The 13,016-nt window shown below is 63.0% G+C and carries 9 protein-coding genes and 4 tRNA genes; 4 read left to right on the forward strand and 9 right to left on the reverse strand.

Annotated features, from left to right (window positions below):
• Positions 1-38 precede the first annotated feature (38 nt).
• Genes ASD07_RS03855 through ASD07_RS03870 form a run of 4 tightly spaced genes read right to left on the reverse strand, consistent with a single transcriptional unit; the run spans position 39 to position 3,380 of the window.
• Positions 39-569 (reverse strand): phasin family protein, encoded by a 531-nt coding sequence (locus tag ASD07_RS03855; protein ID WP_055925590.1) that lies wholly within the window; start codon positions 567-569, stop codon positions 39-41.
• A 49-nt stretch (positions 570-618) separates the two neighbouring features.
• Positions 619-822, reverse strand: a complete 204-nt coding sequence (locus ASD07_RS03860) for a hypothetical protein (RefSeq protein WP_055925593.1) — start codon at positions 820-822, stop codon at positions 619-621.
• Entirely contained in the window at positions 819-2,954 is a 2,136-nt protein-coding gene (locus ASD07_RS03865) for an ATP-binding protein (protein WP_055925596.1), read from the reverse strand. The genes ASD07_RS03860 and ASD07_RS03865 overlap by 4 nt, the downstream gene beginning before the upstream one ends.
• A gap of 12 nt (positions 2,955-2,966) precedes the next feature.
• Complete coding sequence (locus ASD07_RS03870; protein ID WP_055925600.1) at positions 2,967-3,380, reverse strand: helix-turn-helix domain-containing protein; 414 nt, start codon at positions 3,378-3,380, stop codon at positions 2,967-2,969.
• Positions 3,381-3,462: 82 nt separating this feature from the next.
• Here ASD07_RS03870 and ASD07_RS03875 point away from each other — a divergent pair, with 82 nt between their 5' ends.
• The gene (locus tag ASD07_RS03875; protein ID WP_055925603.1) at positions 3,463-4,314 is read left to right on the forward strand and encodes an NAD(P)H-binding protein; all 852 of its coding nucleotides are present in this window, start codon (positions 3,463-3,465) and stop codon (positions 4,312-4,314) included.
• A gap of 41 nt (positions 4,315-4,355) precedes the next feature.
• Here the strand turns inward: ASD07_RS03875 and ASD07_RS03880 are convergent.
• Both ASD07_RS03880 and ASD07_RS03885 read right to left on the reverse strand, forming a co-directional pair.
• Positions 4,356-4,440, reverse strand: a tRNA-Leu gene (locus tag ASD07_RS03880).
• A gap of 33 nt (positions 4,441-4,473) precedes the next feature.
• Positions 4,474-4,558: transfer RNA gene (locus ASD07_RS03885), tRNA-Leu, on the reverse strand.
• Between the two features lie 297 nt (positions 4,559-4,855).
• On the opposite strand from ASD07_RS03885, the gene ASD07_RS03890 reads away from it, so the two are divergent.
• The gene (locus ASD07_RS03890) at positions 4,856-8,059 is read left to right on the forward strand and encodes a patatin-like phospholipase family protein (RefSeq protein ID WP_055925606.1); all 3,204 of its coding nucleotides are present in this window, start codon (positions 4,856-4,858) and stop codon (positions 8,057-8,059) included.
• 10 nt (positions 8,060-8,069) lie between these two features.
• Positions 8,070-8,678 (forward strand): M15 family metallopeptidase, encoded by a 609-nt coding sequence (locus ASD07_RS03895; RefSeq protein WP_055925609.1) that lies wholly within the window; start codon positions 8,070-8,072, stop codon positions 8,676-8,678.
• A gap of 42 nt (positions 8,679-8,720) precedes the next feature.
• On the opposite strand, the gene ASD07_RS03900 is transcribed toward ASD07_RS03895, so the two are convergent.
• From ASD07_RS03900 to ASD07_RS03910, 3 genes are all read right to left on the reverse strand, one after another.
• A tRNA-Leu gene (locus ASD07_RS03900) sits at positions 8,721-8,805 on the reverse strand.
• A gap of 64 nt (positions 8,806-8,869) precedes the next feature.
• Positions 8,870-9,940, reverse strand: coding sequence for an NF038122 family metalloprotease (locus ASD07_RS03905; protein ID WP_055925612.1), 1,071 nt, complete (start codon positions 9,938-9,940; stop codon positions 8,870-8,872).
• A gap of 163 nt (positions 9,941-10,103) precedes the next feature.
• Positions 10,104-10,188: transfer RNA gene (locus ASD07_RS03910), tRNA-Leu, on the reverse strand.
• Between the two features lie 213 nt (positions 10,189-10,401).
• Here ASD07_RS03910 and rnr point away from each other — a divergent pair.
• Positions 10,402-12,966, forward strand: coding sequence for a ribonuclease R (rnr, locus tag ASD07_RS03915; RefSeq protein ID WP_082507111.1), 2,565 nt, complete (start codon positions 10,402-10,404; stop codon positions 12,964-12,966).
• Positions 12,967-13,016: the final 50 nt, after the last annotated feature.

The following is a 13,016-nucleotide window of genomic DNA, read 5'->3' on the forward strand; positions in this document are numbered from 1 at the left end:
GTATTTATATACAGTATAGCGCGTCACCCGCTGCGCTGTCACTTCTTGGAAACGGAACTGGCCTTTTCTACTTGCTGTTCGAAGGCGGTGACGGCATCGCGCGTCGCCTGGGTTACCTGTTCATAGCCCTTGAATGCATTCTCAATGGCTTTTTTGACAATTTCGACGGCATTGTCCGAACCGGGGCGTACGTTCTGGGTCACGTCGTAAATCAGGGCGCTCAGGTTGGATTTGGCCTCGGCCAGGTGGGCGTCGGCGGCTTTGTGGAAGTCGGTCGACATTTCGGTCAGCAGGGCGCCCAGCTGCTGGTTATAGGCGTTGGTGGCGGCCATGCCGGGCTGCAGGCGGGCGTTGATCACGTCCAGCGCCTCCTGCGGCGTGACGGAAGCATTGACCTTGCGGCCGGCGTCGATCTGGTCGTCCAGCGCCCTGCGCGCCGTGGCGATATTCAGGGCCACCGCTTGCTCCACCCCTTGCATGGCGCGGTTGGTCAGGGTGTTGAAGGTCTCCAGCTGGAACTCAAACAGCGTCTTGGTGGCGTTGGCGAACTGCTCGGGATTCTGAAACATACGGTCTCCTTGTGGTTGTGGGATGGCGCTGCTTCTTGCTTTGACTTCATTATTTATTACGCACCAAGTTTTCGCAATGGGCATCTTTAAACGGGCCGGCCATTTGTACCCAGCCCTCGCCAAGCGGGGTTTGCGAACAGGCGCGCTGGCCGTCGATGCGGCTTTGGTACAGGTACCACCAGGCCGGGCGGGCGCTGGCGATGCCGGTGGCCAGGGCGGCCAGCAGCAGGGTCGGGATCAGGAGTCGTTTCATAGCGGTGCGGAGGCCGGCAGGCGGATGGTGAAGGTGCTGCCGTGGCCGGGCGTGCTGGCCACGTCGATATGGCCCGCCAGCACGCCGGTCACGATATTGTGGGTGATGTACAGGCCCAGGCCCGACTGGCCGGCCCCGAGCCGTGTGGTGTAGAACGGGTCGAACACGCGGCGCAGGTGCTCGGGCGGAATGCCGATGCCGTTGTCGGCCACGGACAGCAGCACGTCGCTGCCTTCCGCGCTGGCGGTAATGGTGACGGTCGGCTCGCCGTCTCCAGGCGCGCTGAAGGCATGGATGATGCAGTTGTCGATCAGGTGCCCCAGCGCCTGGCTCAGCGGGATCGGGTAGCTGTCCAGCTGCAGGCCGGGTACCACGTCCAGCACCAGGCTGGGGCGCGGCTGTGGCAGGCTGGCCCACAGGGGCGCCAGCATTTCCTGCAGCAGCTGGTCGAGGAAGAAGTGGCGGCGCTGGGTATCGGTGGTTTCCACGGCGATCTGCTTGAAACTGCCAACCAGGCTGGCGGCGCGCTGCAGGTTGCGCTGGATGATGTCGCCCGCTTCGCGCGCGCGCTCCAGGTAGGCGTCCAGCTCCGAGCGGCGGATGCCAGCGTCGACCTGGGTGCTCAGGGCCGCGGTGTGGTCGGCCAGGGTGGTGGCGGTGATCAGGCTATTGCCGATCGGCGTATTCAGTTCATGCGCCACGCCAGCCACCAGGGAGCCCAGCGCGGCCAGCTTGTCGCGCCGCACCAGTTCATCCTGCGTCATGCTGAGGTTTTCCAGCGCCGATTGCAGTTCTTCGCTGGTCAGTTCCGCGTGCTGCTTGGCGCGTGTCAGTTCGGCGGTGCGCGCTTCGACCAGTTCTTCCAGGTGGCTGCGGTGGCGCGCCAGTTCGGCTTCGCGGCGGGCGCGCTCGATAGCGATGCTGGCCAGGTGGCTGGCAACGCCGATCAGGCGCTGTTCTTCGTTATCCGGATGGCGCACGGTGCGGTAATACATGGCGAAGGAGCCCAGCACGGTGTGCTCGTCCTGCATGATGGGCATGGACCAGCAGGCGCGCAGGCCGAAGCCGCGAATCAGGTCGAGGTAGGGCGCCCATAGCGGGTCGTGTTCGATATCCGACACCACCACGGCTTCGCGCCGATGCATGGCGGTGCCGCAGGAGCCCACGCCGGGACCGATGGCCAATCCTTCAAGCAGGGCGGCGTAGGCGGCTGGCAGGCTGGGGCAGCAGGCGCAGCGCATATGGACACCGTCTTCGTCGAGCAGCATGACGGAGCACAGCACGCCTGCCGATTGCGATTCGACCAGTTGCACCAGCTTGTGCAGCGTATCTTCCAGCGGCACGCCGCGCGCCATCATTTCCAGCAGCCGCTCCTGGCCGACGCGCAAATCGTCGGCGCGCTGGGTGCCGGTGACGTCCACCATGCGGATATGGAACAGGCGCCGGCCCGGCTTGGCGATCCGCACGCCGCGGGCATTGCATTCGACCGAGTGCCCGCTGCTGTGGCGCAGGGTGATGCGGTGCACGCGCAGCTCGCCTGCCAGCACGCTTTGCATCATGGCGTTCATTTCCAGGGGATCGCAAAAGGAGGAAAACGGAGCGGTCAGCAGTTCCAGCGCGCTGCGGCCAAGAAGCTGTTCGGCGCGATGATTCAGGTCGACGGGACGGCCGCTGTCCATGTCGATCAGCACCACGGCGTCCGGCGAAGCGGCCGCCATCATGTGGTAGTTCACTTCGAGGTCGAAGCCGCCGATGCGCTGGCCCTGCAGCGCAAACAGGACGTGGTCGACGACGCTGGTGGTGGCCAGGGGCAGGGTGAAGTAGCCGTCGGCGCCGGCGCGGACGGCGCGCTCCTTTTCGTCGTTGGTCGGGCGGTGCGACATGAGCAGCACCGGAATGCGGCGGTCGGCGTCGGCCTGGGTCAGCTGGCCGGTCAGCTCCAGCGCGGCGCCGCCGGCCAGCGCGGTATCCAGCAGCACCAGCACCACGCCGCCGGCGGCGGCCACCTCGAGCGCATGCTGGCCGCTGGTGACCGATTCAACCCGGTACTGGTGCCGGGCGAGCGCCAGCTCCAGCGCCGCCACATCGAGACTGGCGCCGGTTGCCACGAGGATGGTGTTGTTCTGTTCCACGCTGCCAGTGTATTACAAGCTGGCCTCGGCCTCCGTCCGGACTTGCGAAGTGAGGATGCTTGGCAGGTTGTCCTCAATCCAGTCGACCAGCACCTCCAGGCGACCGGCAACTTCACGGCCAAGCGGCGTCAGGCTGTATTCGACATGGGGCGGGATCACGGGCAGGGCGGTGCGCAGCACGAAGCCGTCGCCTTCCAGCGCGACCAGGGTCTGCGCCAGCATTTTCTCGCTGACGCCGCCCACTTCCCTGCGCAACTGGCTGAAACGGTGGGTGCCGCCGAGCAGCACCACCAGCACCAGGACGCCCCAGCGGCTCGTTACATGGCTCAATACAGCCCGCGACGGACAATCCGGCGCCAGCACATTGCCTGGCCTTTCGGACTGGCGGGCCAGGGCGGCGCGCAGGGATTTTGAAGTTTTTTCCATACTTACTAAAAAGTGCGTACTTACGAAAAGTTAGTGTTAGTCCTATTATAGCCCTACATTGTTTTCAACCAAGGAGAAAAACATGATCGTCGTAACTGGCGCCTCGGGCGCATTGGGTCAACTGGTGGTGCAGGGTTTGCTGGAAAAAGTGCCGGCAGCGCAAATCGTGGCTGCCGTGCGCGACCCGGCCAAGGCGGCGCACCTGGCGGCGCGTGGCGTGCAGCTACGCCGCGCGGACTACACCGATCCAGCCAGCCTGGATTCCGCACTCGCCGGTGCCGAGCGTGTGCTGCTGGTCTCGGGTAATGAGGTCGGCAAACGCTCGGCGCAGCACCGCGCCGTGGTCGACGCGGCCAAGCGTGCAGGCGTGAAGCTGCTGGCCTATACCAGCATCCTGCGCGCTGATACCTCGCCGCTGCGCCTGGCAGAGGAGCACGTCGCCACCGAAACAGCGATCCGCGACAGCGGCCTGGCGTATTCCTTGCTGCGCAATGGCTGGTATTTCGAGAATTTCAACGGCCGCATCGCCGGCGCTGCGCAGCGCGGGGAGATGGTTGGCAGTGCAGGCGAGGGCCGTATTTCCGCCGCCGCCCGCGCCGATTACGCCGCCGCCGCCGTGGCCGTGCTGACTGCGGAAGCGCCGCAGCAGGTGTATGAACTGGCTGGCAGCACCTCCTTTACGCTGGCGGAGTTGACGGCAGAAGCGGCGCGCCAGTCGGGCAAGGCTGCGGTCTACCGCGACTTGCCGCAGGCGGACTTCGCCGCCGTGCTGGCCGGCGTGGGCGTGCCAGCGCCGTGGCCTGAGCTGCTGGCCGATTCGGATGCCGGCACTGCGCGCGGCGGCTTGTTCGATGATGGGAAAGCGCTGGAGAAGCTGATCGGACGTCCAACCCGCAGCGTATCGCAGGCAGTGGAAGCGGCGCTGAGCGCATAAATGAAAAAAGCTCCCCGAGGGGAGCTTTTTTGCGGAATTCTTGGTGCCCACGGAGGGACTCGAACCCCCACACCTTGCGGCACATGGACCTGAACCATGCGCGTCTACCAATTCCGCCACGTGGGCACTGGTACTGCATTTGTCTCAGAAATTAGCGTTTGGTGCCCACGGAGGGACTCGAACCCCCACACCTTGCGGCACATGGACCTGAACCATGCGCGTCTACCAATTCCGCCACGTGGGCGCTAACTTCTTCAACTCTCTGCTGCGGTGTTGTGTGCAACAGAGGCACGCATATTAATTGGCAGGGCCGGTTTGGTCAAGGGGAAATTGATTTTTTCATGCAATCTTGTTTCTCGGCCCAAAGTGCAATGGCGCAACAAAAGGGTGGCTTGCCCCCTCATAGTCAAGGGCAGGCGGACGCCGTTTGAAACGGTCTTTGGAAAAACTCAAGAATTATCTTTTTGCAGGTTTTTAGCCTCATGTAAGTGCTTCCTGCGCAAACTCAAAACTTAACCGATTGAGTCATGAGGGGGGCAGCATGGACGGGGGCAATGCACCAGCCGCAGCGGGCAGCGAGCTGGACGATCTGGTGGCCGAGCGGCGCAAGCATCTAGGCGAAAACATCCCGCAGCCAGGGCGCTGGGGCATCGCGCTGTCAGGCGGCGGGGTCAGGAGCGCGACGTTCTGTTACGGCCTTATAGCTGCATTGGCGGCCAACAGGCAGTTCTGGCGCTTCGACCTGATGTCGACGGTATCTGGCGGAGGCTATATCGGCGCCATGCTCGGCCGGCTGGCCCAGGCCGGCGACGATGCGGAGGCCCTGCAAAAAGAGCTGGCGGCAGGGGAGCGGTCCGTGCTGCGCAAATGGCTGCGCGCCAACAGCCGGTATTTGAATCCGCGTGGCGTGGGCGACCTGAAGTCCGTGGTGGTGACCTTCCTGCGCAACCTCCTGGGCATCCACCTGGAAATCGGCATGCTCGGCATCATGCTCGGATGCGCGCTGGGCGCGGTCGACCTGTTGGCCTGGGAAGCCATGAACCAGTTAATCTGGAGCAGGACTGGGGCGGGCCAGCAGCAGGCGCTCGCAATATGGGATGCGGTGTCGCAGTTGCCCACCATATGGCTTGCCTTGGTGATCCCGCTTTTGATGGCTGGATGTTCTGTCGTCATGTACTGGCACAGGGCGGGCAACAGCGACGACAGCCTGTTGACCCTGGCGTATAGCCTGGCGATCGTGTTGCTGTTGCTGGGCGCGATCGATTGGATTGCATGGCGCATTGCCAACAATCCGCGCGTGCTCAGCGTACTTGGCGTGGGCTTTGTCCTGCTGCTGCCGGTCTTCCGCGTGCTGATGCCGCTGGCACAGCAAGCGACCCCGGGCAGCTACTTTGCCCGCATCTTGAATATGTCCACGCTGGTCGATTATGGCGGGCGGATCGGACTGGTTGCGCTGGCGATTTTCTGGACCGCCGTCGTGCATGCGCTTGCCACCAGCCAGGCGTGGGACTCATTGACCGGGCAGGTTGATTTCGGCGCCGCCTGGGCTTGGCTGGCCGGGCTGGCGTGTATGGCCATGGTGTGGGTGCTGTTCACCGGGCGCCACCTGCAATTCCTGAACCGCTCGTCGCTGCACGATTTTTATCGGTCGCGGCTGATCAAGGCTTACCTCGGCGCCTGCAAGAACGACATCAAGCTGTCCGATTATGAGCCGCACAAGCACGGCGGGCCGGTGCATCTGATGAACGTCTGCGTCAACCAGACGTTCCAGCGCAAGGGTGCGTTCAATATCGACCGCCAGGGAGAGCTCATGACTGTGGTGGGGCCGAAGCATTACCGCGTCGGCCTTGAAGAATGGCGGCAACTCAAAGAAGGCACCGAACATTCGGTGGGCACCTGGATGGCGATTTCCGGGGCCGCGGTAGCGCCAGGGCATGGCAGCGGCAGCAGCCCTGGCTACGCCGCGATGCTGACCTCACTTGGCATCAGGCTGGGCTATTGGTGGGATTCCGGCGGGCCGCGTCCCGGCCTTGCCTCCGGTGCCGGACTGGTGCCGAAATACAAATACCTGCTCGCCGAGTTGTTCGGCCAGTTGCCCGGCACCGAACATGTATTCCAGTACCTCAGTGATGGTGGCCATTGCGAGAACACCGGAGTCTTTCCGCTGCTTCGCGAGCGCTGCAAGCTGATTGTGCTGGCCGATTGCGGCGCCGATCCCGAATATCGCTTTGACGACCTGGAAAACCTGCTGCGGCGGGCCCGTATCGACCTCGGTGCCAGCATCCGGTTCATTCGGCCGGATGCCGAACTGAAGCAGCGCGGTGTCGGCACCCTGGACGACCTGGTTTCCGACAAATGCAATGCCTGTATTGCCCTGGCGCAGATCGACTACGGAGAGCAGGCGAGCGACGAGAAGGGCGTGCTGGTGCTGGTCAAGCCTGCGCTGATGAGGGATTTGCCCGAGGACGTGCACAACTACGCCCGCGACAACGACAGCTTCCCACAGCAAAGCACGGCGGACCAGTTCTTCGCAGAGGATCAATGGGAGAGCTATTTCTCGCTGGGGCGATACATTGGCAATTACCTGTCGGGTGAAATGCTCGAGCGCGTGGAGCGTTTAGCGGACTCCTTGCCCGCTGCGGCCGCAGTGCCGGCTCGCCCGATCGACAAGGATGGCCAGCAAGACCAGGCGGCTGCGAGCGAGCCCGGGGACAAGGAAGAAGATCCCGGGCGCAGCCCTGTGCGCCTTGCCGTTCGACGGGCGGCAGGAGCAACGGTCGGCCTGGGTGCGTTGTTGACGGCAGTCAGCGGGGTGGGTATGGCCTTCGACAAAGCCACGCCGCCCGGCGCCGGCCAGGACCCCGACCGGGATCTCCTCAGGCCGCTGTATGCGGCTTACGCCGACCTTAAAAGCGGTGGCTCGGTGGACGCTGAACGCAGCGCGGCGCGCCTCGCCGCTGAAGTGATGTATGTCTGGCAGTCGCTGGAGGCGGGCCAGCAGCAGGAGCTGCTGAAGCAACCCTACGCGGTTGCCGTCATCCAGGATGCGGCGCTGCATTGCAAGCCGCTGCAGCAAACCTATCCAGCCTGCCACACCTTGCTGACTTCGGACACCGCGTGCCCGCGTCCATTGCGAAGCAAGACCCCGGTGGAGCGCAGTTTGGGCTATTGGGCAAGATACGATCCAGCGGTCCGCGATCCCGATCAGATTCCAAATAGTCTTTGCGAACAGGCGGTGCTTGCCGACGCCACGGTGAGCGGCGGCGAGGCCGCACCAAAGTCCGGCGCCCCGTATCCGCCTCCGGCGGCGCCGTCGGGCGACGCATCCCAGGGCCGGCAGCCAGCCAGCGAGGTTTTGGAAACGAAGCCTGCGACGCAGCTTTGCCAGGGCGCGCAAATCTTCATCCAGATCTATGGCAACGAAGGACGCGAGAAGGTGCGGCAGCTTCGGGATCCGTGGCGGGCTGTGGGCGCGTCGGTCCAGCCCATCGAGGATGTGAATGCTTCAGCACGAAGGCTGGCGCGCCAGCCGCCATCGCCCGTCCCTGAGCCGACGGTGATTTACCACACGGACGCAATGCAGGCATGCGCGAAGGCCCTCGGTGGACTGGTGCAGCACCCGGAATGGCAGGTTCGCCAATTGTCAAAAGTGTATACGCCGACCAGGAACACGATTGAAGTGTGGTTGCCGCCGGCGGCAGTGAAAGCAGGATTCGACAAACCAGCGGCTCGAAAAGAGGGATAGGGAGAACACCATGCGTATCGAAGAAATGATTGCTGCAGTCCAGCAGGAACTCGGGATCGAAGTTGACGGCAAGGGCGGCCCGCAGACTTGGGGGGCGATCTACGGACGCATCGTCCCCAAGCCGAAACAGGGCGCGGCGCCGTCGGGAACGATCGCACTTGCCGATAGCCGTAGTGAGAGGGTCATTGCCACGCTATTGCCGGAAGCGCAGCCATTTGCCCGTGCGCTGGTGCAAAAAGCTGCGGCCGTTGGGATCACGATCAAGATCATCAGCGGCCTGAGGACCTTTGCGGAACAAAATGCCCTGTATGAGCAAGGACGGACTACCGAGGGAGATATTGTCACCAAGGTGCGCGGCGGTCATTCCAATCATAACTTCGGCATTGCATTCGATGTGGGGGTGTTCGAGGGAAGTAAGTACCTGGGTGAGTCCCCGAAGTACAAGGCGGTTGGCGCCTTGGGCGTAGACCTGGGGCTCGAATGGGGAGGGAACTGGAAGACGCTCCATGACGAACCCCACTTCCAGTTGCGGCCTGCCTGGGCTGCGGATCTCTCTGAGAAGCAGATGCTGGCTGAATTGCGATCGCGGGTAGATGGGGGAGTCGCCATCTATTCCTGAAACAAAAAAGCCGCTTTTCAGCGGCTTTTTTGCGGAATTTTTTGGTGCCCACGGAGGGACTCGAACCCCCACACCTTGCGGCACATGGACCTGAACCATGCGCGTCTACCAATTCCGCCACGTGGGCATTGTCGCGTTGTTCTGCAACGAGGCACGCATAGTAATGGCCCGATGCCCACCCGTCAAGACATTTAGGAAAGCTTGTTGGAACGGCTACGTTGGCGTATCGAGAGCAGCAACAAGCCGGCGCCCAGCATGGCCCAGCCCGATGGCTCGGGAATGGCCGCCACATTCCAGCCGATGGCATCCATCGCCAGGACGTCGTTGCCGCTGATATGCAAGGTTTCGCCGAGGCCTGCGGTCGGGTCCATCAGGCCGATGAACAGGTTGTCCTTCCAGTGGCTGGCCTGGCGGCCGTCGCCGAAGTTCACGCCGGTGGAAAATCCTGGCCCGACCGTGGTGCCGTCGAGCGAGAAATACTTGGCGCGGTTGTCGGCGGTCCAGTCGATCACGCCGTGCGCTGCGCTCATGGCGGAGTAGCGGAACAGGTCAAGCGCGGAGACGTAGGTGAACAGGTTGTCGTTAAACGGCCCGTTGTAGGGCGGGGAGTTGCCGTCCAGGATATCGACGCCGCTGATGAAGCCCAGCACGTGGCCGATTTCGTGCGCCGCGACGCCGACGAAATCGAAGGCGTTGGCGTCGGTGCCGTTATTCGGGTTGAAGTCGAACTGGAAATCGCTGTTGAACTGGATGAAGCCGTCACAGTTGCCGATGCAGCCCGACAGCGATTGCGGCGTTACGGCCAGGCCGATGGCCTTGGCTTCGGCATTCGTGATGGAAAGGATCTGGTTATTGGCGTCTGCATCATTGTCGACATAGGGCAGCGAACTGCCAGGGCCGTTGGGATTGTTGGCGGTGCGGTTGATCAGCATGCCGAAGCTTGCGCCGCCGGGCAGGTGGGCGACAGCGGCGGCGTCTGCCGCGGACGTGGCATCGGCGGCCAAGGCATTGCGGACTGAGGAATAGGTATGGAAATCTTCGGCCGAGGCCGCTTGCCCCAGGATGCCGCCGCCGAGGGAGTTGAAGCCGACCGTCAAATTTATCGTCACATTATCGTTCAGCAAACTTGACCAGCGGGCGGCTGCGGCCTGGAAACCCTGCTGCGCCTGGAGCGAGGTGCCGGCGATGTAGTTGAAGTGGAAAACCGGGGCTGCAGAGGCGCTACCGGCAGCCAGCAAAAGGCTGGCGAGTAATGTTTTCATGGCGGTCTCCTACGGATTGATGGGTAGGGAGGATGCCGCAAGAAGCATGCGCGCCGCCGATCCGGCGTGGCGTGCAACTGCAGGGAAGGCCAGGGCGTAAGGGAATTCGACGGTGGAAAACAAAAAAGCCGCTGAATGATCAGCGGCTTTTTCGCGGAATTTTTGGTGCCCACGGAGGGACTCGAACCCCCACACCTTGCGGCACATGGACCTGAACCATGCGCGTCTACCAATTCCGCCACGTGGGCATTAGCAACAACATCTGCTATCATACTGCTTTGGTGAGTTTTGCGCCAGATGAACTTTCATTCCACGCTGCACATCGACTCGCCATACCCGCATCGCTGCGAGAGCCAGAATTATAGAGGAAACTCTGCCGATGTCAAAGGGTCTGCGAAAGATTTTTGCGCGCGGCCCTTCCTGTTACACTAACAACCAATAAAAAGATTACTGAAGAACTTTTGAACTCCACTCATATCATTCCTAGCCGCGAAGAGATTCTCGGCATCTTCCGCAGCGCCAAGGCGCCGCTCGACCTGCGCACGCTGGCGCTGTCGCTCAAAGTCAAAGCCGAATCCCATGCCGTCCTGACGCGCCGCTTGAATGCGATGGAGCGCGACGGCCAGATCCGTTCCGATACCGGTGGCTTCTACGTGCTGGCGGACCATTCCGAATTCGTTGCCGGGCGCGTGTCCAGCCACCGCGACGGCTACGGCTTCCTGATTCCTGACGAGCCGGGCGAAGACCTGTTCCTGGCCGAGCGTGAAATGCAGAAGGTGCTGCACGGCGACAAGGTGCTGGGCCGTATCACCGGTTACGACCGCCGCGGCCGCGCGGAAGGCACCATTGTCGAAGTGGTGCAGCGCGGCACCACCCACATCATCGGCCGCCTGCTGAAGGAGAACGGCGCGTGGGTCGTGGCGCCGGAAGACAAGCGCATCAGCCAGGACATCCTGGTGCAGGGCGCCGTCGGCAAAGCCAAGTCGGGCCAGATCGTCAGCGTGGAGCTGACCGAGCAGCCTGGCCGCTTCAAGCAGCCGTCCGGCAAGATTGTTGAAGTCCTGGGCGATATGGACGACCCGGGCATGGAAATCGAAATCGCCGTGCGCAAGTTCGGCGTGCCGCATATTTTCTCGGACGCCGCGCTGAAGCAGGCGTCCAGGCTGCCGGACGTGGTGCACGAAGCCGATTGGGGCGAGCGTGTCGACCTGCGCGACGTGCCGCTGGTGACCATTGACGGCGAAGACGCGCGCGACTTCGACGATGCCGTCTATTGCGAACCGGTGAAGATCGGCCGCAGCAAGGCCTTCCGCCTGATCGTGGCGATTGCCGACGTGTCGCACTACGTGAAGCCGAACGACGGCCTGGATGGCGACGCCATCGAGCGCAGCACCTCGGTCTATTTCCCGCGCCGCGTGATCCCGATGCTGCCGGAAAAGCTGTCCAACGGCCTGTGCTCGCTGAACCCGCGCGTCGACCGTTTGACGCTGGTGTGCGACGCCGTGATCACCGCGCAAGGTGAACTCAAGGCTTACCAGTTCTACCCGGCCGTGATCCACTCGGCTGCACGCCTGACCTATACCGAAGTGGCGGCCATCCTTGGCAACACCAAGGGCCCGGAAGCAGCGCGCCGCGCGGAAATCGTGCCGCACCTGCAGAACCTGTACGACATCTACCACGCGCTGCAGAAGTCGCGCCAGGAACGCGGTGCGATCGACTTCGAGACCACCGAGACCTACATCGTCTGCAACCCGGCCGGCAAGATCGAAAAGATCATCCCGCGCACCCGCAACGATGCGCACAAGCTGATCGAAGAATGCATGCTGGCGGCCAACGTTTGCGCGGCGGACCTGCTGCTGCGCCACAAGCACCCAGGCACCTACCGTATCCACGCCGGCCCGACCAAGGAAAAGCTGACCCAGGTGCGCGACTTCCTGAAGCAGCTCGGCCTGTCGCTGGGCGGCGGCGATACGCCGGTAGCCCGCGATTACGCCGACTTGATGAAGAAGATCAAGGAGCGCCCGGATGCGCAACTGCTGCAAACCATGCTGCTGCGCTCCATGCAGCAGGCGGTCTACAGCCCTGACAATATCGGCCACTTCGGCCTGGCGTATGAGGCGTATGCCCACTTCACCAGCCCGATCCGCCGTTATCCGGACTTGCTGACCCACCGCGCCATCAAGGCGATTTTGGCGGGCAAGAAGTACGAGCCGAAGATCAACGACCAGTCGGTGCTGAACACCACGATCTCGAACGCTCAGCGCCGCCAGGCACTGAAAGACAAGCAGGAAGGCAAAGAGAAGAAATCCAAGGGCGACCATAGCATCTGGGACGCGCTTGGCGTGCACTGCTCGGCCAACGAACGCCGCGCCGACGAAGCATCGCGCGACGTGGAAGCCTGGCTGAAGTGCTACTTCATGCAGGACAAGCTGGGCGAAGAGTTCAGCGGCATCATCACCGGCGTGACCAACTTCGGCATCTTCGTTCAGCTGGACCAACTGTTCGTGGAAGGCCTGGTGCACATCACCGACCTGGGCGCCGACTTCTTCGAATACGACGATGCGCGCCACGAACTGCGCGGCGGCCGTACCGGCAAGCGGTACCAGCTGACCGGTCGCGTCAATGTGCAGGTGGTTCGCGTGGACCTGGAGTCGCGCAAGATCGACCTGCGCCTGGCCGACAGCGAAATTTCGAACCTGCCGCCGCAAGGTAAAAAGGGTTCCCGCAAGGGCGGCGGCCTGGTCGGTTCGCTTGGCGATTTCGACGGCTTTGACGAAGACGACAACCAAGCTGCTGCGCGCAAGCGCAAGGCCACGCGCGGTGCCGCCGCACCGTCGGTCTCCGCACGCGACGAAGCGCCGACGCGCGCCCCTGGCCGCACGAACTCCAAGCGCGGCGCAGCTTCTTCGCCTTACGCCACAACGGCTCCCGCCTCGCGCAAGGCGGCCAAGCCAACGGCAAAGGCCAAGCCGAAAACCACCGCCCAGCGCGTGACCAAGGCCGCAAAGCCTAAGAAAAAACGATAAGCACCCGTCCGGCGCTTCGGCGCCGGACTTATTTTGAGAACTACGATGTC

This window comes from Duganella sp. Root336D2 (assembly GCF_001425005.1).
GTDB lineage: Bacteria > Pseudomonadota > Gammaproteobacteria > Burkholderiales > Burkholderiaceae_D > Rugamonas.